We start from the raw sequence: 21,194 nt of genomic DNA on the forward strand, positions 1-21,194 counted from the left end.
CTCATGGGTTTGAAAAATTTATTTGAAAAAGTAGAGCACCATTTTGAGCCCGGCGGCAAATATGCAAAGTGGTATGTGCTTTATGAAGCAGTCACCACGGTGTTTTATACACCGGGTACAGTAACGCGAAATGGTAATCACGTTCGCGATACTATCGATTTAAAACGTATGATGATCCTTGTTTGGTTATCTGTTTTTCCAGCAATGTTCTGGGGAATGTATAACGTAGGTCATCAAGCAATTCCTGCACTTAATCAGTTATATAGTGGTGTTGAATTACAGCAAATTATTGCTTCAGATTGGCATTACCGTTTAGCTGAGTTTCTTGGTGCATCACTAAATGCAGATGCTGGATGGGTAAGTAAAATGTTGCTAGGTGCAACTTACTTTTTGCCTATTTATCTTGTGGTATTTGCTGTCGGTGGTTTCTGGGAAGTGCTGTTTGCCTTTATTCGTGGTCATGAAATCAATGAAGGATTTTTCGTTACATCAATCCTTTTTGCATTGATTGTGCCACCAACACTACCGTTATGGCAGGCAGCATTAGGTATCACCTTTGGTGTCGTTATTGCGAAAGAAGTTTTCGGTGGTACAGGTCGTAACTTCTTAAACCCTGCATTAGCCGGTCGAGCATTCCTATTCTTTGCGTATCCAGCTCAAATCTCAGGTGATTTAGTCTGGACTGCGGCTGATGGTTTCTCTGGTGCAACACCGTTATCACAATGGTCTGTATCTGGTGAAAGCGCATTAATGAATGTGGTTACACAACAACCTATCTCTTGGATGGATGCTTTTTTAGGCAATATTCCAGGTTCTATTGGTGAAGTCTCCACACTGATGATCCTTATTGGTGGTGCAGTCATTCTCTTTGCTCGTATTGCTTCATGGCGCATTGTCGCTGGCGTACTGGTGGGAATGATAGCGATGTCATACTTGTTTAACTTTATTGGTTCTGACTCTAACCCATTATTCTCTATGCCTTGGCATTGGCACTTAGTATTAGGTGGTTTTGCTTTTGGTATGATGTTTATGGCAACAGACCCAGTATCGGCATCATTTACTGATAAAGGTAAATGGGCTTACGGCATTCTGATTGGCGTAATGGCTGTGCTTATTCGTGTCGTCAATCCGGCTTATCCAGAAGGTATGATGCTGGCAATCTTATTCGCAAACTTATTTGCACCACTGTTCGATTATGTGGTTGTTCAGGCGAATATTAAGCGGAGAAAAGCTCGTGGCTAAAGAAAAAAACAAAGATAGCGTCGGAAGAACGTTCCTCGTTGTATTTATTCTGTGTCTTGTCTGCTCTGTTGTCGTGGCAGGTTCTGCTGTTGGATTAAAATCCAAACAAGAAGAGCAAAAGCTATTAGATAAACAACGAAATATTCTTGATGTTGCAGGCTTACTTGTACCAAAAATGAGTGCAAGTGAAGTATTGAAAGTTTATGACACGCGTATTCAAGCGAAAATTGTTAACTTTCAAACAGGTGAACTGACAGAGAGTAAAGGTGCCTTTGATTTAAATGGTGCATTACGTAGTGATGAAACTTCTATTGCATTATCACCAGCTGAAGATATTGCTAAAATTCGCCGTCGCGCTAATACCGCTGAAGTTTATTTTGTTTTAGATGAACAAGGTAAAACTACAGAAGTAGTACTACCCGTTTATGGTTCAGGTTTATGGTCTGTGATGTATGCTTTTATTGCTGTTGATGTTGATGGCGTGACTTCAAAAGGTATTACTTACTATGCTCATGGTGAAACTCCGGGCTTAGGTGGCGAAGTCGATAATCCACAATGGAAAGCACAATGGAAAGGTAAACGCCTGATTAATGAAGAAGGTATGCCTGCAATTAAGATCGTTCGTGGTGGTGCAACTGACAGCCCTTACGGAATTGATGGTCTTTCTGGTGCAACGCTGACATCTAATGGTATCCAGCATATGTTTGACTTCTGGTTAGGTGACAAAGGTTTCGGCCCATTCCTGAAAAAAGTACGTGAAGGAGAGATAAATGGCTGATACAAAAGAAATTAAACGAGTTTTACTTGGACCGTTATTAGATAACAACCCAATTGCTTTGCAAGTGCTTGGTGTCTGTTCTGCATTAGCGGTGACAACAAAGCTTGAAACGGCATTAGTAATGACCATTGCAGTAACCTTAGTTACCGCATTTTCAAACTTCTTTATTTCACTGATCCGTAATTTCATTCCTAGCAGTGTGCGTATTATTGTCCAAATGGCAATTATTGCATCGTTAGTTATTGTAGTTGACCAGATTCTACAAGCTTACGCTTATGAGATTTCAAAACAGCTTTCTGTTTTCGTTGGTCTTATTATTACTAACTGTATTGTAATGGGACGTGCTGAAGCTTATGCAATGAAAGCACCGCCGATTGAAAGCTTTATGGATGGTATCGGTAACGGTTTAGGATACGGTGTTATCTTGATCCTCGTTGGATTTTTACGTGAGCTATTTGGTTCTGGTAAATTATTCGGCATTACTGTTATGGAATCTGTTCAAAATGGCGGTTGGTATCAACCTAACGGCTTGTTCTTATTAGCACCGAGTGCATTCTTTATTATCGGTTTGCTAATTTGGGGATTACGTACATTAAAACCAGCACAGGTTGAAGAGGACTAATCACCATGGAACATTATATAAGCCTATTTGTTAGAGCGGTTTTTATTGAGAATATGGCACTCGCATTCTTTTTAGGAATGTGTACTTTTATCGCTGTATCTAAAAATGTAAAAACAGCCTTTGGGTTAGGGGTCGCAGTAACCGTTGTATTAGGTCTTTCTGTGCCATTGAATAACCTAGTTTACAACTATGTGTTACGTGATAACGCATTGATGGAAGGTGTTGATTTAAGTTTCTTAAATTTCATCACTTTTATTGGTGTTATTGCCGCATTAGTGCAAATCCTAGAAATGATTTTAGACCGTTACTTCCCTTCGCTATATAACGCATTAGGGATCTTCTTGCCACTTATTACCGTTAACTGCGCCATTTTCGGTGGTGTGTCATTTATGGCACAGCGTGACTATAACTTTAGTGAATCTATAGTATATGGTTTCGGGTCTGGAATTGGTTGGATGTTAGCCATCGTATTACTGGCTTCTATCCGTGAGAAAATGAAGTACGCGGATGTACCGGCAGGTATGAAGGGATTAGGCGTTACTTTTGTCACCACAGGGTTGATGGCATTAGGTTTCATGTCCTTCTCTGGTGTTCAGCTATAAAGGGTGAGAAGAACTCATGGATATAATTATTCTAGGTGTTGCGATGTTTACCCTGATTGTATTGGTGCTAACAGCATTGATTTTGTTTGCAAAATCAAAGTTGGTCAATACAGGGGATATTGAAGTTGAGGTCAATGGTGACCCCGAAAAAAGTTTCCATGCGCCAGCAGGTGATAAACTACTAAACGTGTTATCAAACGAAGGTATTTTTATCTCATCAGCGTGTGGTGGTGGTGGCTCTTGTGGTCAGTGCCGAGTAAAAGTACTCGATGGTGGTGGCGATATTCTGCCAACAGAGCTTTCTCATATTAACAAGCGTGAAGCTAAAGAAGGGTGTCGTTTAGCGTGTCAGGTAAACGTAAAAAACAACCTGAAATTAGAGCTACCCGAAGAGATTTTTGGTGTTAAAAAATGGGAATGTGAAGTTGTCTCTAATGATAATAAAGCAACGTTTATTAAAGAATTAATACTCAAAATTCCAGAAGGTGAGGTTGTTCCTTTCCGTGCTGGCGGCTTTATTCAAATAGAATGTCCACCTCATACTGTGCGTTATGAAGATTTTGATGTGCCAGAAGAGTACCGTGAAGATTGGGATAAATTTAACTTATTCCGCTATGTTTCTGATGTAAAAGAGACAACGGTTCGTGCATATTCTATGGCTAACTACCCAGAAGAGCATGGCATTATCATGTTAAACGTGCGTATTGCAACACCGCCGCCGAGAAATCCTGATGTGCCACCAGGAATTATGTCATCTTATATTTGGTCGTTAAAACCGGGTGATAAAGTGACAATTTCAGGACCATTTGGTGAATTCTTTGCTAAAAAGACAGATGCAGAGATGATCTTTATTGGTGGTGGTGCAGGTATGGCACCAATGCGTTCTCATATATTTGATCAGTTAAAACGCCTGCATTCTAAGCGTAAAATTAGCTTCTGGTATGGTGCCCGTTCTGTACGTGAAATGTTCTATACAGAAGATTTCGATATGCTAGCAGCAGAAAACGAAAACTTTACATGGAATGTCGCACTGTCTGATGCATTACCTGAAGATAATTGGACGGGTTACACTGGCTTTATTCACAATGTGTTGTTTGAAAATTATCTCAAAAATCATCCAGCACCAGAGGATTGTGAGTTCTATATGTGTGGACCGCCAGTGATGAATGCGGCAGTTATTAAAATGCTGAAAGATTTAGGCGTTGAAGATGAAAATATTATGCTTGATGATTTTGGTGGTTGATCCAAATTTCCCATAAAGCATAAATGAAATGACAAGCGCCCACAGATGTGGGCGCTCATGATCAGAAGAGAGAGTTATGTTAAAAACAAAGATGATAAATTGGATAGTGATGGCATTTGCGCTGGTATTATTATCTGCATGTGGTGAAAAACAGCAGGTATTAGAAGGCGAAACAATGGGAACTTATTACTCGATTAAGTATGTTCCTGATAGTAATTCACCTCCACAGACCGTCTTACAGACAGAAATTGATCGTATTCTAGAAGAAGTTAACGATCAGATGTCAACATATCGTCCTCATTCTGAATTAAGTCGTTTCAACCAAAGTCGTGAAATTAATACGCCATTTCCTGTTTCACCAGCAACCGCAAAAGTGGTGAGTGAAGCTATCCGTATTAACAAAATGACTCAAGGGGCATTAGATGTCACTGTTGGACCTTTAGTTAATTTATGGGGATTTGGTCCTGAAGGACGTTTTACTCATCAACCATCAGAAGATGAGTTAGAAAAACGCAAACAGTGGATTGGTATTGATTATTTAGCCGTTGAAGGTAATTCATTAATTAAAAAAATCCCTGAACTTTATGTCGATTTATCTTCTATTGCGAAAGGTTATGGTGTTGATGCGGTTGCTGAGTATTTAATTTCTCAAAATATCACTAACTATATGGTTGATATTGGTGGGGAAGTGAGAACGCAAGGGGTTAATGGCAACGATAAACTGTGGCGTATTGCGATAGAGAAACCAGCAAACGATGGAACTAATCAAAGTGCACAGTTAATTATTGAACCTGGTGATAACTCAATCGCAACCTCTGGTGATTATCGTAACTATTTTGAAGAAGATGGAATGCGTTTTTCTCATACTATTGATCCCACAACAGGTCGTCCAATTAAGCACAATCTTGCATCAATAACCGTCATTGTACCAAGTTGCATGAGTGCTGATGGAATATCCACAGGATTAAATGTTTTAGGACCAGATAAAGGCTTAGAAGTTGCTAATGAGCTAAACATTCCTGTCTTTATGATAGTTAAAACTGAAAAGGGATTCGAAGAGCGTTATAGTAAGGCATTCGCCCCATTCATGAAAAAGTAGAATTTAAGGAGAGAAGGTTATGTTAAAAATATTTCTTTTTGCCTTCATCTTGTTCCTGCTGGCATTTTTTGGCATGGCGTTAGGCTATATTGTTAAACGAAAAAGTATTCAAGGTAGTTGTGGTGGCTTAGGTACGATTGGTATTGAAAAAGAGTGTGATTGCCCAGAACCTTGTGATGCACGTAAAAAACGAATGGCAAAAGAAGCAGTTCGTCAGGATGTATTAACTAAAAATCGTATTTTATAAATTAAACAGAGGGTGATAGTTAAATAAATAGCTAAACATATTCGCTATCACTGACTGAGTAGAAAAAAGAAAAGAGTGACGTTGATATTCAGCGCCACTCTTTTTTTTCCGTAATTTTAAACATTTTCAGTGAGATATTACTCTTTTTTAAATGATTTTATATTCGCTGGAGAGTCGACCATTACTGCATCAGCGCCTAATTGAGTAGCTTGGTCATAATCTTTTTCTGTATTAATACCAAACAGAACGATATGTGCATTACCACCAGCACGGAAGCAAGACATTGCATCTTTATTCCAGCTCAGAACAGATGCTGATTTTGCTTCACCTAAGGTATATTTTTCTACGACTTCAACTTTACGGTGTAGTTCTAATCCATACCAGCGAGTAACATCAAGATTTTCAGGTAATAAACAAATTTGTCCCATTGTGATGTTTGCCAGAATATCACGGGTGACATCTCGGCTTTCAAAGCGCTGTACATTATCTGGTAATGCGTCAAGAAATACGGTGTTAGTTGAGTAAATTCTGGTGCGATGTAGTGCATTATTACGATTTAAAACAGTTGCTAATGCATTACCCTGTACGACAGGATCAGCATCAGGAGATTTTAAATCAAGGTAAAATTGAGTATTTGGAAATTGCGTTAAGATATATTCCAACGTTGGGATGGTGATACCTTTACTACGGTAAGGAAATTGTTGTTTTTCGCCATATTGATAACCTGCATCTAATTTTGCCAACTCTTCAGCTGTAAATTGAGAAACAGAGCCTTGCCCATTTGTTAGACTTTTTAAATCACTAGGACGATAAAGTACTGGGATATTATCCTTTGATAATTGTAGTGTGATCCAAATTGCATCTGCTTGGTTGTAAAGTGCTGTTTTAATAGCGATTTCAGTATTTTCAGGCGCATCACCAGTGCCCCCTCTATGTGCAATTATTTTGGGTGAAGCCATAAGAAATACCGAATAGAAAAAGAGAGAAGTAGCGATGAATAATTTAATCATAGAATGTTATTTCCTTTGTTTTATATAGTTATTTATACAAATAACTAAAATAAATTTAGAGCTAGAAGACAGCAAAAAGCAATCTATCATCTCTTTGTGACAATTCTATAACTAAACAAACTTATTCAGATTTTTATGAGAAAAACTCCCCAAATGAGGGAGTGTAAATAGGGATAGGAATTGTAGTTAATATTAATTTACTGTATATTTAAACAGTAAGTTAATAAGGTGAATTGTATGCGTAAAATTATTCATGTTGATATGGATTGTTTCTATGCTGCGATTGAAATGCGAGATAACCCAGCACTAAAAGATATTCCGATCGCTGTGGGGGGAAATGCATCTAGCCGTGGCGTTATTTGTACTGCAAATTATCCTGCGCGCCGTTTTGGTGTACGCAGTGCTATGTCTACCGCTAATGCACTTAAGCTTTGTCCTCATTTAAGGGTATTACCTGGTAGAATGGCGTTATATAAAGAAACCTCAGTAAAAATTCGCCAAATCTTTGCTCGCTATACTGAGCTTATTGAACCTCTTTCTCTTGATGAAGCCTACCTTGATGTTTCTGATAGTGTGCATTGTCATGGATCTGCAACTTTAATCGCTCAAAAAATCCGTCAGCAAATATTTGATGAATTAAACCTAACAGCATCAGCGGGCATTGCACCCATTAAGTTTTTAGCCAAAATTGCTTCTGATATCAATAAACCCAATGGGCAATGTGTTATCACTCCTGAGCAAATGGATGATTTTATTTTAACGCTGCCCCTTAATAAAATTCCTGGTGTAGGGAAAGTCACCTTTGCACGACTGCAAGAGATGGGGTTAGAAACCTGTGCCGATATTCGCCGTACTGACGTTATCTCCTTAGTTAAGGCTCTCGGAAAATTTGGACAAAATTTGTGGGAGCGTAGCCATGGTATTGATGAGCGGCTCATCAATCCTGATAGATTAAGAAAATCAGTGGGGGTTGAACGAACGTTAGCTGAAGATATTAGCTCGTGGGATGAGTGTCTTACATTATTAGATGGGCTTTATGACGAATTAGAAAAACGACTTATAAAAGTAAAGCCAGATTTGAGAATTGCCAGACAAGGCGTAAAGCTAAAATTTGATGATTTTCAACTTACAACACAAGAACATACTCATCCTATTTTAGAAAAAGAAGATCTGGTTAAAATTGCTTATCAAGCATGGCATGAGCGCAGAAATGGCAGAGGTGTGAGATTGGTCGGTTTTCACGTAACATTACAAGACCCACAAATTGAGCGACAGCTTCTTTTATCGTTATAGAGATGATTAGAGCATCGTTAGCATCGCATATTTCTCTATGGATTTAGCAACAAAAAACCCGCCAATTAAGCGGGTTTAAGTAAGAAAGAGAGTGAAAATTACTTAGCAGGAATAGATTTTAAAATTGCTGTCAGTAATTGCCAGTATTGACCTACGCTCTTAATATGTACACGTTCATCTGGTGAGTGTGCGCCACGAATGGTTGGTCCAATAGAAACCATATCCATATCTGGATAAGGTTTTTTGAATAGACCACATTCAAGACCTGCGTGGATAACCATAATGTTGGGTACTTTATCGAATAGTTGTTCATAAGTATCGCGCACTAAGTGCATGACTGGAGAGTCAGCATCTGGTTTCCAACCTGGGTAACCACCTTTAGCTTCGATATCTGCTTTAGCGAGTTTTGCTAATGCTGTTAGCATGCTAACAACATAGGTTTTACCGCTATCAATCAGAGAACGAATTAAGCACAGAATTTCAACTTTATCGTCAATAATGCTTACAACACCAACGTTTAATGAAGTTTCAACTACACCTTCAACATCATCACTCATACGAATAACACCGTTTGGCATCGCATTGAGTAAGTTAATAAAACGAGATTGGCAATCAGCAGAGAATGCTTGTTTATCTGTTGTTGTATCAATTAATTCAACGTTCAGATTTTTTTCAGCAATCGCTAATTCGCTTTTTAATAAAGCTTCAAATTTTGCTTTAAGCGCTTCTAGTTTGCCAACGTTTTCAACTGGGATAGCAAACACGATATTCGCTTCACGAGGAATAGCATTACGCAGTGTACCACCGTGGAAATCAACTAATTTCAGTGATAACTCGTCAGCATGACCAGCAAGGAAACGTGCTAATAATTTATTGGCATTACCTAAGCCTAAATGGATATCGCCACCTGAGTGACCGCCATTTAATCCTTTTAAAACCAGCTGTTTTACTACGTGGTTTGCAGGAATAGCTTCATAAGATAGGCTTACTGTGGTTTTAACATCAATACCACCAGCACAACCCATATAGATTTCGCCTTCTTCTTCTGAGTCAGTATTGATCAGAATATCAGCTTGTAACCAACCAGGTTGTAAACCGAAAGCGCCATCCATGCCAGTTTCTTCTGTCATGGTTAACAGCACTTCTAATGGACCGTGTTTTACGGTGTCATCAGCCAGTACTGCGAGTGCAGATGCCATACCTACGCCGTTATCCGCGCCCAGTGTAGTACCTTTTGCTTTGATCCATTCACCGTCAACATAAGGTTGAATAGGATCTTTAGTGAAGTCGTGATCAGTATCGTTATTTTTTTGCGGCACCATATCTAAGTGTGCTTGCAAAACAACGATTTTACGATCTTCCATACCTTTGGTTGCTGGTTTGCGAATTAAAATATTACCAACAGCATCACGTTCAGCAAAAAGACCTTTTTCTGCAGCCCAAGAAAGAATATGGGAGGCTAAAGCTTCTTCATGATGTGATGGATGTGGAATAGAACAAATTTTTGCAAAAATATCCCATAGTGGTTGTGGGGATAGAGTAGATAGTTCAGACACGATGAATCTCCTATAACAGCATCTGTGTTATGAATAGCCTACCGCTTTCTTAAGGGTTAGCTTTATTATTCTGAGCGCTATACGCCGATATAACCGAGAATATCATTTTATTTTGATGAATGCGTCATTCTATTCACCTCTCTATCTAAGAAATTAGATCTTTATGTAATATTAAAATTCATATAGCTTATTTTATAGTCAAAAAAAGATACTTTGGTAAAAAAAGGGGATAATCTCATCAGATCTCACCTTTTCTCTGGTTTTTAGGCGCTTAAATCACTATAATCTCGCGCAACCTTTTTTTCCGCAAAAAAAGCTTCTCTCGAATTCAAGTAGCTAGGATCACAATACTATGAGCGAAAAATATGTTGTAACGTGGGATATGTTGCAAATACATGCCCGTCAATTGGCGCAACGTTTATTACCAGTCGAACAATGGACAGGCATTATTGCTGTCAGCCGTGGGGGATTAGTCCCTGCTGCATTACTTGCTCGTGAATTAGGTATCCGTCATGTGGATACTGTCTGCATTTCTAGCTATGATCACGATCATCAGCGTGACCTCAAAATCTTAAAAAAAGCAGAAGGTGATGGTGAAGGCTTTATCGTTGTTGATGATTTAGTCGATACTGGTGGTACTGCTAAAGTTATCCGTGATATGTATCCAAAAGCACACTTTGTGACTATTTTCGCTAAACCAGAAGGTAGCCCATTGGTTGACGACTTTGTGGTTGCTATTCCTCAAAACACTTGGATTGAACAACCTTGGGATATGGGTGTTGTTTTTATTCCACCAGTGTGTGATCAAAAATAATTCTATAGTGAGTCATTAATTTAAATTACAACCTAATGATGGCTATACAAAAAGATCCTCGCATTTTTAATGTGGGGATTTTTTTTGCCTATATATCCTGTCAGCCCTATTTTTATCATGAGTAATCTTATTTCTGAGTGCTATTGAATGGCGCGATTAGCACTGAACAAGATGATTTCATGCTATGATGAAACCAAACTCTTTTAGCCACCTTTTATTGGATACCCACTGATTGATGAGTGATATGGCAAATAATACCAATCTTTCTGAGACACTGTTTAAACCCCGTGCAAGGCATGCAGAAACATCCACGTTAATACAGTACACGCACCCAAAAACCAACATCAATACGCATTCGATACTAAATGGGACGAGTCAACAGAATTGGTATCGAACTATTCAGCGATTACTATGGATTTGGCGTGGTATTTCTCCGATTGAAATAGAAGAAGTGCTTAGTCGCATCGCGGTTCTTGATGCACCTCGTAGTGATGATAAATTTATTGATACTATTGTTGGTTATCGTCGTGGTGGCTGGTCGTTTGAATGGTCACACCAAGCGATGATTTGGCAACAAAAAGCGTTGCGAGAAGAGTCTGGAGACGCTGCCGCAGATTGCTGGTTACGTGCTGCTAACCTTTATAGTATTGCTGCTTATCCTTTCATTAATGGTGATTTTCTTGCGGATCAAGCTGTTGTATTGGCAATGAAAGCATTTGAAAACTCAATGAAGTTCTCTTCTTTTGAAGTGAAAAAATTAACGTTTAAATTAGCTGGAAAAGGAAACACCACAGGTTTTCTTCATCTGCCTAAAGATTGCCGAGGACCTTATCCTACCGTTATCTTTTGTGGTGGATTAGATGGTCTTCAAAGTGACTATGTTAGCTTTTTTAGGGATTACCTTTCACCGAAAGGTATCGCAATGCTGACGGTAGACATGCCTTCAATTGGTTATTCATCAAAACAGAAACTGACTGAAGATACTTGCCAGCTACAGGGTGAAGTATTAACTCAACTCTCTGAAGTACCTTGGGTGGATCATACTCGAGTCGGAGTCATGGGGTTTCGTTTTGGTGCCAATATAGCGGTTCGCTTGGCATATATTTATCCTAAATTAATCAAAGGTGTTGTGGCGCTAGGACCGTTAATTCATGCTTTCTTTACTCAGGCTGAGTTACAGAAAAAAATCCCAGTGATGTATCTTGATGTTTTAGCGAGTCGATTAGGGCTATGGAATATAGACGAAAATAATCTACGTTTATCATTAAGTAGTTATTCTTTAAAAAACCAAGGATTAATTGGCAGACGAATTCCTGTCCCTATGATGGGTGTTTATTGGAAAGGGGATGAAATTAGCCCTAAAGAGGATGCTCAGTTAATTGCTCGTTCTTCAATGGATGGCGATATTCTCGCTATTAATGAAAAGCCTCTTTATGAGGGATTAGAGCTGGCGTTACAAAAGAGCGCAGATTGGATCTATGATAAATTAATATAATTAATTTTAAACAATAACTTGCTAATTATATTAGATTAGATAACAGTAGGGTCTCTAAGGAGACTGAATTTATGACTTCATCTTTGAACCCTACCCAAGGTAAGTTGTTAAAGCGTTTTGCTAAAATTGGACCTTATATCCGAGAGCAACAATGCAAAGATAGCCAGTTCTTTTTCGACTGTTTAGCTGTTTGTGTTAATAAGAAAGTCGCACCAGAAAAACGTGAGTTTTGGGGCTGGTGGATGGAATTAAAACGCAACAATGAGCAGCTTGTTTATTATTATCAAGTTGGCCTATTTGATAAAAATGGTGACTGGATTAATCAGACAATAAATAAAAATGATGTTACAGAATCAATAAATGAAACACTCATTCGCTTTCATGGTTTTTTACAAGCTGCGGTAACCGAATTAGAGATGTCACTATTACCTGATGAAAAAATGAACAAACTTTCTCTTCCCCTTAAGCCCTAATTTTGTGTTAGGGCAACTTTTCATAGATTTTGCGTTATGTCGGTTGGCATAACGCCTCTCTCCTGATAAAACTGTGTATGATCTTTTAAATCAACAAAAATGGTAAATGTTATGAGTAGCAGCCAAACGCTGGTTGTTAAACTAGGGACAAGTGTACTTACTGGTGGTTCACGACGTCTGAATCAATCTCACATCGTTGAGTTGGTTCGCCAATGTGCAAAACAACACGAACAAGGGCACCGCATTATAATTGTCACTTCTGGCGCAATTGCTGCCGGACGTGAGTATTTGAATTACCCCGACTTACCCGCAACGATAGCTTCTAAACAATTATTAGCCGCCGTGGGACAAAGCGCATTAATTCAAGTATGGAAACAGCTATTTGCAATTTATGGTATTCATATTGGGCAAATGCTATTAACACGCGCTGATATTGAAGACAGAGAGCGTTTTTTAAATGCGCGAGATACGCTAAATGCCTTATTAGATAACCGTATTATTCCTGTTATCAACGAGAATGATGCAGTAGCAACCGCAGAAATTAAAGTAGGTGATAACGATAATTTATCTGCACTCGCTGCTATTTTAGGTGGTGCGGATAAACTGCTGTTACTTACTGATATAGAAGGTCTTTATACCGCAGATCCTCGTAGTAACCCTGATGCTAAATTAATTCCTGAAGTCTTTGATATCAACGATGAATTACGCCAAGTAGCGGGTGATAGCGTGTCAGGTTTAGGTACTGGTGGAATGGCGACTAAGCTTCAAGCCGCTACCGTTGCAGGACGTGCGGGAATTGATGTTGTTATTGCCGCAGGTATTCAACCTGAAGTTATTGCAAAAGTGATTAATGGTGAGCCTGTAGGAACACTATTTCATGGTTTAAAAAGTCCTCTTGAAACACGCAAAAGATGGATTTTTGGCGCACCGATAGCGGGTGTTGTTGTCGTTGATGAAGGTGCAGAAAAAGCGATTAAAGAGAAGGGCAGCTCTTTGCTACCTAAAGGTATTAAAGAGATTAAAGGTGATTTTTCCCGTGGATCTGTTATCCGTATTCAAAGCTTGCAGGGAAAAGATCTTGCTCATGGTGTCGCGCATTACAATAGTGATGCATTACGTTTAATTGCAGGGCATCATTCACAAGAGATCAGTCAAATATTAGGCTACGAGTATGGCAGTGTGGCTGTGCATCGTGATGATATGATTGTCAGTTAAGGGTTCATCAATATGTTAGAACAAATGGGTAAAGCCGCAAGAGAAGCTTCTTGGCACTTAGCGCAGCTTTCAACCGAGCAGAAAAATCAGGCATTGTTAGTCATGGCTGACTTATTAGAGCAGCAAGAAGCGCAAATTCTTGCCGCAAATGAAAAAGATATGCAAGCCGCCCGCGATACGAATATTAATAGCGCAATGCTTGATCGCTTATTACTAACAACGGAACGTTTAAAAGCTATCGCTGATGATGTGCGCCAAGTTTGTCGCTTAGAAGATCCGGTTGGTCAAATTATTGATGGGCGTATGCTAGACAGCGGATTACGTTTAGAACGTCGTCGTGTTCCATTAGGTGTTGTGGGTGTTATTTATGAAGCTCGCCCAAATGTCACCATTGATGTAGCTTCTTTATGCCTAAAAACAGGTAATGCGGCGATCCTCCGTGGTGGTAAAGAGACACACCATACTAACCAAGCCGTTGTTGCTGTTATTCAACAAGCATTAGAGCAGTGCGCAATTCCGGGTGCAGCAGTTCAAGCAATAGATAAACCCGACCGCGAATTAGTCGCTCAAATGCTAAAAATGGATCAATATATTGATATGCTGATCCCTCGTGGTGGTGCAGGATTACATAAATTGTGTCGTGAACAATCTACCATTCCTGTTATTACAGGTGGAATTGGTGTTTGCCATACTTTTGTTGATGAAAGCGCTGATTTAGAAAAAGCGTTAACTGTCATTGTTAATGCGAAGGTTCAGCGTCCAAGTGCATGTAATTCACTTGAAACTTTATTGATCCATGAAAAAATTGCTGAGACTTTTCTACCGCAATTAAGTGATGCTATGGCAGCTCAATATGTCACTTTACACGCTAGCGAAAAAGCATTAGCAGGGCTAAAAAAAGGTCATGCAAACATTGTTGATGTGAAAGATGCTGATTACTGCGATGAGTGGTTATCTCTGGATCTGAATGTTGAAGTTGTTAGCGACTTAACGGCTGCTATTAAGCATATTCGTCACTATGGTACGGCACACTCTGATGCAATTTTAACGCAATCTATCGCTAATGCAGATCGATTTGTACGCCAAGTAGACTCTGCGGCTGTTTATGTTAATGCAAGTACTCGATTTACTGATGGTGGTCAATTTGGTCTAGGCGCTGAAGTTGCTGTGAGTACACAAAAACTTCATGCAAGAGGTCCTATGGGATTAGATGCACTGACAACGTATAAGTGGATTGGTTACGGCGATAATACTTTACGTCGTTGATAGCACGTATCTTTGATTGAGCCATACTTTTTTATAAAGTGTGGCTTTATTTTTTTTTATTGTTAGGTATGATGATTTACACTTTACATATTGTAAATTATTTATTACACCCCTTAAGGGGCACACACTATGGAGATAGTGCATTTTATGGAAAATATCGTTTACCTGATCGGTCCTCGGGGTGCAGGAAAAACAACAGTAGGTAAAGCGCTTTCTCTCTCTTTAAATCATGAATTTATTGATACGGATTATTGGATAACTAATAAATATCAACAAACTATATCATCTATGGTAGAGCAAAAAGGCTGGGATTTTTTTCGACAAATAGAATCTGATGCATTAATCCAAGTTAGTCAGCCAAATCGCGTAATTTCTACAGGTGGAGGTATGGTATTAGCAGATAAAAACCGTGCTTATATGAAATCATCAGGTGTCATAATTTATTTACAGGCATCTCTAGAGACATTAATCACTCGTTTATCTGATGATCCTAATACCGCTCAAAGACCAAGTTTAACTGGGAAAACATTATTAAACGAAATGCAAGGTGTGCTTACAGAGCGTGAGCCTCTCTATTTACAGTGTTCTGATATTATTGTTGATGCGGGACTATCAATAAGCGAAATTATTAAGATAATTCTCACAAAATTACCAAAATAACTGGGAAGTCGTCTGATTCAAGGGGAAAACAGGTCACATCTATTTTATTTTCATCATATCCTATTTATAGTAAGGCTAATTATAGCAAAATGAGATATGGATATGATGTTGATAGCGTTTTTTAAAACACTATTTAAATTCTTATTTAGAGTAAGAATTGAAGGACTTGTTAACCAGTTTTCACAATATGAAAAATGTATAATCACGCCGAATCATACTTCTTATATTGACGGCATATTATTACGTTTATTCTTACCGATTAATCCCGTATTTGCTGTTTATACCTCAGTTGCAACAGCTAAAACGACTAAATGGTTAGGTCGTTATGCTGATATTGTTCCCCTAGATCCTGCTAATCCCATGGCTGTACGCCAACTTGTAAAAGAAGTTGAGAAAGGTCGACCTGTCGTCATTTTCCCTGAGGGGCGAATTACAGTAACCAATGGATTAATGAAAATTTATGAAGGGGCTGCATTTATCGCTGCAAAATCGGGCGCTAAAGTTGTTCCTGTTAGAATTGAAGGCGCGGAATTTAGCTATTTCTCTCGAGTGCGCAAAAGCCTCAATATGAAATGGAAATTTTTTCCTCAATTCACTATTAAAGTATTACCAGCGCTTGACCTTCCAATGCCAGAAGCTGAGAAATCCTCAGAACGTCGTCGATTAGCGGGTGAAATGCTGCGCGACATTATGATGGACGCTATCATGCAAACTCGTGCGGAAATAACACTTTATGAAGCTTTCTTGCGAGCAATGTCTCAATATGGACGCTTTAGTCCGCTAATATCTGATATCAACCTAAAAGAAGATAGTTACAATGGGTTGCTGAAAAAATCATTAGGTATGAGTCGGCTAATTGAGCGTTATACAGAGCCTAACGAGCGCATCGGGTTGTTGTTGCCAAATACAACGGTAACCGCAGCGGCACTGTTTGGTGCTACTATGCGTCAACGTATTGTTGCAATGTTAAATTACACCGCAGGAAGTTTAGGTGTACAAAATGCGATGAAAGCCGCATCAATTAAAACTATTTTTACGTCTCGCCAATTTTTAGAAAAAGGGAATTTATTACATATTCCTGAGCAAACACCAGAAGCTAACTGGATCTATCTTGAAGATTTAAAAGATAGTATGACAAGTGAAGATAAACGCTGGATTGCTAAACATCTTTTAATGCCGCATAAAGCAATGTTGCCGCAAAACGCCGATGACGCTGCTGTTATCTTGTTTACTTCAGGCTCTGAAGGCACACCTAAAGGTGTTGTTCATAGTCATTCAAGTTTACTTGCCAACGTTGATCAAATTCGCGCTATTGCTGATTTTTCTCCGCGAGATCGTTTTATGTCTGCATTGCCGTTATTCCATGCATTTGGTTTAACAGCTTGTTTATTAACACCGATTTGTTTGGGGGCGAGAGTATTCCTTTATCCAAGCCCGTTACATTATCGTGTGGTTCCTGAGTTAGTTTATGATCAAAACTGTACAGTGTTATTTGGTACTTCAACATTTTTAGGTAACTACGGTAAGTTTGCACATCCTTATGATTTTACCCGAGTGAGATATGTTGTTGCTGGTGCTGAAAAACTTTCTGAAGCAACTCGGTTATTATGGCAAGAGAAATTTGGTATTCGTATTTTAGAAGGATATGGCGTAACTGAGTGTGCTCCTGTCGTTTCTATTAATGTTCCTATGAGTGCAAAAGCACACACCGTTGGACGTTTGCTACCAGCTATGGAATGGCGCTTAATCCCGGTATCAGGAATTACAGAAGGGGGACGTTTGCAATTACGAGGCCCTAATGTGATGAAAGGCTACTTAAGAGTTGAAGCACCAGAAAAATTAGAAGTTCCTGTGGCGATAAATGCTGAAGGCATTGAAGAAGAAGGTTGGTACGATACTGGCGATATAGTCACAATTGATAGCGAAGGCTTTTGTACTATTAAAGGTAGAGTAAAACGTTTTGCAAAAATAGCGGGTGAAATGGTTTCTCTTGAAGGTGTCGAGCAACTTGCTCGTAAAGCTTCATCAGGAGAACACGCTGTTGTGACAATTAGCGATGTGCGCAGAGGTGAATCGCTAGTGCTATTTACCACAGACAAACAGCTCGATAGAAGCCAACTATCTACAATTGCAAAATCAGAAGGCGTAGCTGAAATTGCTGTTCCGAAAGATATCCGTTTTATCAAAGAAATTCCTGTGCTAGGAAGTGGAAAAACGGATTTTGTTTCATTGAAAAAACGTGCTGAACAGGAAAATAGCTAATGTCAGAAAAGATCAGCCAGCCTCCTTTAATGAGTAAGGGAATGAAAGCTGTACTTTTATCGCAATTTCTTTCGGCGTTTGCTGATAATGCTTTACTTTTTGCGATATTAGCACAGTTTAAATCGGCTCTTTATCCTGAATGGAGCCAACCTGTCTTACAAATGGTTTTTGTGCTGGCTTTTATTTTATTAGCCCCTTTTGTTGGACAAGTTGCTGACCGTCACCCTAAAGGTAGGGTGATGCTTAGCGGAAATATTTTAAAATTTGTTGGTGCATTTCTGATTTGTGTTGGTTCTGATCCTTTCTTGGGATATGCCTTAGTTGGTATTGGTGCCGCGGTTTACTCACCAGCTAAATATGGCATTTTAGGTGAGCTAACGGATGGTGCAAGATTAGTTAAAGCTAATGGATTAATGGAAGCATCAACTATTGCTGCAATTTTATTGGGTTCAGTCATTGGTGGACTGTTATCTGATTGGAGCATTATATTTGCCTTGGGTGTATGTGCTGCTATGTATGCACTGGCTGTATTTTTTAACTTTGGCATTCCAAAATTATCAGCGGCTCAAATAGGTAGAGGCTGGAACATTAAAAAAATGTTCACTCAATTTATTGATGCTTGTAAAACATTATGGGGCGATAAAGAGAGTCGTTTTTCTTTAGTCGGCACAAGTATGTTTTGGGGTGCGGGCGTTACTTTACGCTTCTTACTAGTACAGTGGGTGCCTATTGCATTGGGTATGACGGATAACACAACACCGACAGTTTTAAATGCGATGGTCGCCATTGGTATTGTCGTTGGTGCTGGTTTAGCTGCTAAGTTTGTTACATTAAAAACAGTGCGCCGTTGTATGCCAGCTGGTGTGTTAATTGGTCTTGGTGTGGTCTATTTTTCCCTACAGACCACAATAATCCCATCTTATTTAATTTTAATTATCATCGGTATTTTTGGTGGTTTCTTTGTGGTTCCATTGAATGCTTTATTGCAAGACAAAGGAAAGCACAGTGTTGGTGCTGGTAATGCCATTGCGGTGCAAAATCTTGGCGAAAATTCTGCCATGCTATTAATGTTAGGACTGTTCTCTCTTGTGACAAGTTTTGGTATTTCTGTTGTCACTGTTGGTATTGGTTTTGGTGCGATTTTCGCGTTGGCTATCGGTGGCTTATGGTTATGGGATTGCACAAGAAAGAAATCTTAAGCATTTGAATTTTGAATAGAGGTTAAAAACACCTTAATGATAAATTATGATGAAATGACCCACCTTAGTATTGAGGTTGGTAAAGCATTAATTGAAAAACAGAGTACATTAACAACAGCAGAATCTTGCACTGGTGGATGGATTGCCAAAGTCATCACAGATATAGCAGGGAGTTCTGACTATTATCACCGTGGCTTTGTCACTTACAGTAATGAAGCCAAACATGAAATGATTGGTGTGAGTGAACAAACGTTACTTGAACATGGTGCTGTGAGCGAAGAGGTTGTTTGCCAAATGGCAAAGGGCGCATTATTAGCCGCCAATGCTGATTTTGCCGTCTCTGTTAGTGGCATTGCTGGTCCTGGTGGTGGAAGTCCAGAAAAACCAGTTGGGCTAGTTTGGTTTGGTTTTGCAACAAGAACACCAAAGGGTATTCATGTTAGTGCAAAATACTGTATATTTACGGGCTCACGTGAGCAAGTAAGAGCAGAATCAGTTGTTTTTTCTTTAAAATCAATACTTAAAGAAATTATCAATAATTAACTTGATACTGTATGATTATACAGTATAATGAATTTTAACAAGCAAAATCACATACGTTTTAATGGTAGTGAACCCATCTTTCATGCTTCACTGCCCAGAGGGAGATAACATGGCTATTGATGAAAACAAACAAAAAGCACTGGCCGCAGCACTTGGTCAAATTGAAAAACAATTTGGTAAAGGGTCTATCATGCGTCTGGGTGAAGATCGTTCCATGAACGTTGAAACCATCTCTACAGGTTCTTTATCATTAGACGTTGCATTAGGTGCTGGTGGTTTGCCTCGTGGTCGTATTGTTGAAATCTATGGGCCAGAATCTTCAGGTAAAACAACATTAACACTCCAAGTGATTGCTTCAGCGCAACGTGAGGGTAAAATTTGTGCCTTTATCGATGCTGAACATGCGTTAGACCCAATTTACGCCAAAAAACTAGGCGTTGATATTGATAATCTGCTGTGTTCACAGCCAGATACGGGTGAGCAAGCTCTTGAGATTTGTGATGCGTTATCTCGCTCAGGTGCCGTTGATGTTATTGTTGTTGACTCCGTTGCTGCATTAACACCGAAAGCTGAAATCGAAGGTGAAATTGGTGACTCACACGTTGGTTTAGCTGCTCGTATGATGAGCCAAGCTATGCGTAAATTAGCGGGTAACCTGAAAAACTCTAACACTCTTCTGATTTTCATTAACCAAATTCGTATGAAAATTGGTGTAATGTTTGGTAACCCAGAAACCACCACGGGTGGTAACGCATTAAAATTCTATGCGTCAGTTCGTTTAGATATCCGTCGTATTGGTTCAGTTAAAAATGGCGATGAAGTTGTTGGTAGTGAAACACGCGTTAAAGTAGTTAAAAACAAAATCGCGGCACCGTTTAAACAAGCTGAATTCCAAATTATGTATGGTGAAGGCATTAACACATTTGGTGAATTAATCGATTTAGGTGTTAAACATAAATTGGTTGAAAAAGCAGGTGCTTGGTATAGCTACAATGGTGAGAAAATCGGTCAAGGTAAAGCTAATTCAACCAACTATTTAAAAGAACATCCTGAAATGTGCGATGAATTAAACACCAAATTACGTGAAATGCTATTGAATCACGCAGGTGAATTCACAAGTGCTGCTGATTTTGCCGGTGATGAAGACGCTGGTAAAGATGCCGACGAAGCTGACGAATAATCTTTAAATGAAACAAATATTGTTACGTTAATAGTGTTAACGCTGTATTGTTATAAAAATAACAGCATTTTATTAGTGAATTAACGTAATATTCACTGTTTTAGGAAAAAGCGTATGAAAATACGCTTTTTTTGTTTTTGCATATCGCTACATTACTATTAATTTGTTTTTTGTTGGGGTTTGATTCTGGTTTGTTTTATTTTCACACATATAGTTGCTGATTTTCTGTTAATAACGATATTTTTCTCTGTTACTCTAAGTGCAGTTATGTAAGTAAATATATAGTGAAGCAACGGTGATATATTATCTCTGTTTATTACTGAAAATAATAATTATTACTGTATTGAGAGACTAAGAGATGTAAATTTTTTGATGTAATGAGCATTAATAACAGC

General features: G+C 38.9%; 20 protein-coding genes. 18 read left to right on the forward strand and 2 right to left on the reverse strand.

Going from position 1 to position 21,194, the window contains the following annotated elements:
• The first annotated feature begins 3 nt into the window (after nt 1-3).
• From ABN099_RS05520 to nqrM, 7 genes are all read left to right on the forward strand, one after another.
• Nucleotides 4-1,242, forward strand: coding sequence for an NADH:ubiquinone reductase (Na(+)-transporting) subunit B (locus ABN099_RS05520; RefSeq protein ID WP_349462676.1), 1,239 nt, complete (start codon nt 4-6; stop codon nt 1,240-1,242).
• Complete coding sequence (locus ABN099_RS05525) at nt 1,235-2,020, forward strand: Na(+)-translocating NADH-quinone reductase subunit C (protein ID WP_349462677.1); 786 nt, start codon at nt 1,235-1,237, stop codon at nt 2,018-2,020. Before ABN099_RS05520 ends, ABN099_RS05525 begins: the two co-directional genes overlap by 8 nt.
• Complete coding sequence (locus ABN099_RS05530; protein ID WP_349462678.1) at nt 2,013-2,642, forward strand: NADH:ubiquinone reductase (Na(+)-transporting) subunit D; 630 nt, start codon at nt 2,013-2,015, stop codon at nt 2,640-2,642. Before ABN099_RS05525 ends, ABN099_RS05530 begins: the two co-directional genes overlap by 8 nt.
• 5 nt (nt 2,643-2,647) lie before the next feature.
• Nucleotides 2,648-3,244 carry an NADH:ubiquinone reductase (Na(+)-transporting) subunit E gene (gene nqrE, locus ABN099_RS05535; protein ID WP_064719228.1) on the forward strand — a complete coding sequence of 199 codons (597 nt, stop codon included), beginning with the start codon at nt 2,648-2,650 and terminating at the stop codon, nt 3,242-3,244.
• A gap of 16 nt (nt 3,245-3,260) precedes the next feature.
• Nucleotides 3,261-4,487 carry an NADH:ubiquinone reductase (Na(+)-transporting) subunit F gene (nqrF, locus tag ABN099_RS05540; protein ID WP_349462679.1) on the forward strand — a complete coding sequence of 409 codons (1,227 nt, stop codon included), beginning with the start codon at nt 3,261-3,263 and terminating at the stop codon, nt 4,485-4,487.
• Nucleotides 4,488-4,563: 76 nt separating this feature from the next.
• Entirely contained in the window at nt 4,564-5,586 is a 1,023-nt protein-coding gene (locus ABN099_RS05545) for an FAD:protein FMN transferase (RefSeq protein ID WP_349462680.1), read from the forward strand.
• Between the two features lie 19 nt (nt 5,587-5,605).
• On the forward strand, nt 5,606-5,833 hold the full coding sequence (gene nqrM / locus ABN099_RS05550; RefSeq protein WP_349462681.1) for a (Na+)-NQR maturation NqrM: 228 nt from the start codon (nt 5,606-5,608) through the stop codon (nt 5,831-5,833).
• Between the two features lie 137 nt (nt 5,834-5,970).
• Here nqrM and ABN099_RS05555 read toward each other — a convergent pair whose 3' ends face one another.
• Nucleotides 5,971-6,843, reverse strand: coding sequence for a glycerophosphodiester phosphodiesterase family protein (locus ABN099_RS05555; protein WP_349462682.1), 873 nt, complete (start codon nt 6,841-6,843; stop codon nt 5,971-5,973).
• A gap of 237 nt (nt 6,844-7,080) precedes the next feature.
• On the opposite strand from ABN099_RS05555, the gene dinB reads away from it, so the two are divergent.
• Nucleotides 7,081-8,136 carry a DNA polymerase IV gene (dinB, locus tag ABN099_RS05560; protein WP_349462683.1) on the forward strand — a complete coding sequence of 352 codons (1,056 nt, stop codon included), beginning with the start codon at nt 7,081-7,083 and terminating at the stop codon, nt 8,134-8,136.
• 98 nt (nt 8,137-8,234) lie between these two features.
• Here the strand turns inward: dinB and pepD are convergent, their stop codons facing one another.
• On the reverse strand, nt 8,235-9,692 hold the full coding sequence (gene pepD, locus ABN099_RS05565) for a beta-Ala-His dipeptidase (protein ID WP_349462684.1): 1,458 nt from the start codon (nt 9,690-9,692) through the stop codon (nt 8,235-8,237).
• A 352-nt stretch (nt 9,693-10,044) separates the two neighbouring features.
• Between pepD and gpt the strand changes: the two genes are divergently transcribed.
• The 10 genes from gpt (at nt 10,045) to recA (ending at nt 20,799) form a co-directional block, all read left to right on the forward strand.
• The gene (gene gpt, locus ABN099_RS05570) at nt 10,045-10,506 is read left to right on the forward strand and encodes a xanthine phosphoribosyltransferase (protein WP_349462685.1); all 462 of its coding nucleotides are present in this window, start codon (nt 10,045-10,047) and stop codon (nt 10,504-10,506) included.
• Nucleotides 10,507-10,750: 244 nt separating this feature from the next.
• A complete protein-coding gene (gene frsA / locus ABN099_RS05575) occupies nt 10,751-12,001 on the forward strand; it encodes an esterase FrsA (RefSeq protein ID WP_349462686.1) in 1,251 nt (416 codons plus the stop codon).
• A 71-nt stretch (nt 12,002-12,072) separates the two neighbouring features.
• Nucleotides 12,073-12,474, forward strand: a complete 402-nt coding sequence (gene crl, locus ABN099_RS05580; RefSeq protein ID WP_349462687.1) for a sigma factor-binding protein Crl — start codon at nt 12,073-12,075, stop codon at nt 12,472-12,474.
• 111 nt (nt 12,475-12,585) lie between these two features.
• Nucleotides 12,586-13,689, forward strand: coding sequence for a glutamate 5-kinase (gene proB / locus ABN099_RS05585; RefSeq protein ID WP_349462688.1), 1,104 nt, complete (start codon nt 12,586-12,588; stop codon nt 13,687-13,689).
• Nucleotides 13,690-13,701: 12 nt separating this feature from the next.
• Nucleotides 13,702-14,955 (forward strand): glutamate-5-semialdehyde dehydrogenase, encoded by a 1,254-nt coding sequence (gene proA, locus ABN099_RS05590; protein ID WP_349462689.1) that lies wholly within the window; start codon nt 13,702-13,704, stop codon nt 14,953-14,955.
• A 147-nt stretch (nt 14,956-15,102) separates the two neighbouring features.
• Nucleotides 15,103-15,615 (forward strand): shikimate kinase AroL, encoded by a 513-nt coding sequence (gene aroL / locus ABN099_RS05595; protein ID WP_349462690.1) that lies wholly within the window; start codon nt 15,103-15,105, stop codon nt 15,613-15,615.
• A 102-nt stretch (nt 15,616-15,717) separates the two neighbouring features.
• Nucleotides 15,718-17,877 carry a bifunctional acyl-ACP--phospholipid O-acyltransferase/long-chain-fatty-acid--ACP ligase gene (aas, locus tag ABN099_RS05600; RefSeq protein WP_349462691.1) on the forward strand — a complete coding sequence of 720 codons (2,160 nt, stop codon included), beginning with the start codon at nt 15,718-15,720 and terminating at the stop codon, nt 17,875-17,877.
• Entirely contained in the window at nt 17,877-19,076 is a 1,200-nt protein-coding gene (gene lplT / locus ABN099_RS05605) for a lysophospholipid transporter LplT (RefSeq protein WP_349462692.1), read from the forward strand. Before aas ends, lplT begins: the two co-directional genes overlap by 1 nt.
• Before the next feature lie 36 nt (nt 19,077-19,112).
• On the forward strand, nt 19,113-19,619 hold the full coding sequence (gene pncC / locus ABN099_RS05610) for a nicotinamide-nucleotide amidase (protein WP_349462693.1): 507 nt from the start codon (nt 19,113-19,115) through the stop codon (nt 19,617-19,619).
• Between the two features lie 109 nt (nt 19,620-19,728).
• Nucleotides 19,729-20,799: a recombinase RecA gene (gene recA, locus ABN099_RS05615; protein WP_349462694.1), complete on the forward strand. Its 1,071-nt coding sequence runs from the start codon at nt 19,729-19,731 to the stop codon at nt 20,797-20,799.
• Nucleotides 20,800-21,194: the final 395 nt, after the last annotated feature.

Source organism: Proteus hauseri (genome assembly GCF_040139125.1).
Taxonomy (GTDB): Bacteria; Pseudomonadota; Gammaproteobacteria; order Enterobacterales; family Enterobacteriaceae; genus Proteus; species Proteus hauseri_B.

Excerpts from the sequence above, each read along its gene's own strand:
- ABN099_RS05520 (WP_349462676.1), top strand. The coding sequence starts at position 4 with ATGGGTTTGAAAAATTTATTTGAAAAAGTAGAGCACCATTTTGAGCCC.
- ABN099_RS05530 (WP_349462678.1), top strand. The coding sequence starts at position 2,013 with ATGGCTGATACAAAAGAAATTAAACGAGTTTTACTTGGACCGTTATTA.
- nqrE (WP_064719228.1), top strand. The coding sequence starts at position 2,648 with ATGGAACATTATATAAGCCTATTTGTTAGAGCGGTTTTTATTGAGAAT.
- nqrF (WP_349462679.1), top strand. The coding sequence starts at position 3,261 with ATGGATATAATTATTCTAGGTGTTGCGATGTTTACCCTGATTGTATTG.
- ABN099_RS05545 (WP_349462680.1), top strand. The coding sequence starts at position 4,564 with ATGTTAAAAACAAAGATGATAAATTGGATAGTGATGGCATTTGCGCTG.
- nqrM (WP_349462681.1), top strand. The coding sequence starts at position 5,606 with ATGTTAAAAATATTTCTTTTTGCCTTCATCTTGTTCCTGCTGGCATTT.
- ABN099_RS05555 (WP_349462682.1), bottom strand. The coding sequence starts at position 6,843 with ATGATTAAATTATTCATCGCTACTTCTCTCTTTTTCTATTCGGTATTT.
- dinB (WP_349462683.1), top strand. The coding sequence starts at position 7,081 with ATGCGTAAAATTATTCATGTTGATATGGATTGTTTCTATGCTGCGATT.
- gpt (WP_349462685.1), top strand. The coding sequence starts at position 10,045 with ATGAGCGAAAAATATGTTGTAACGTGGGATATGTTGCAAATACATGCC.
- frsA (WP_349462686.1), top strand. The coding sequence starts at position 10,751 with ATGGCAAATAATACCAATCTTTCTGAGACACTGTTTAAACCCCGTGCA.
- crl (WP_349462687.1), top strand. The coding sequence starts at position 12,073 with ATGACTTCATCTTTGAACCCTACCCAAGGTAAGTTGTTAAAGCGTTTT.
- proB (WP_349462688.1), top strand. The coding sequence starts at position 12,586 with ATGAGTAGCAGCCAAACGCTGGTTGTTAAACTAGGGACAAGTGTACTT.
- proA (WP_349462689.1), top strand. The coding sequence starts at position 13,702 with ATGTTAGAACAAATGGGTAAAGCCGCAAGAGAAGCTTCTTGGCACTTA.
- aroL (WP_349462690.1), top strand. The coding sequence starts at position 15,103 with ATGGAAAATATCGTTTACCTGATCGGTCCTCGGGGTGCAGGAAAAACA.
- aas (WP_349462691.1), top strand. The coding sequence starts at position 15,718 with ATGATGTTGATAGCGTTTTTTAAAACACTATTTAAATTCTTATTTAGA.
- lplT (WP_349462692.1), top strand. The coding sequence starts at position 17,877 with ATGTCAGAAAAGATCAGCCAGCCTCCTTTAATGAGTAAGGGAATGAAA.
- pncC (WP_349462693.1), top strand. The coding sequence starts at position 19,113 with ATGATAAATTATGATGAAATGACCCACCTTAGTATTGAGGTTGGTAAA.
- recA (WP_349462694.1), top strand. The coding sequence starts at position 19,729 with ATGGCTATTGATGAAAACAAACAAAAAGCACTGGCCGCAGCACTTGGT.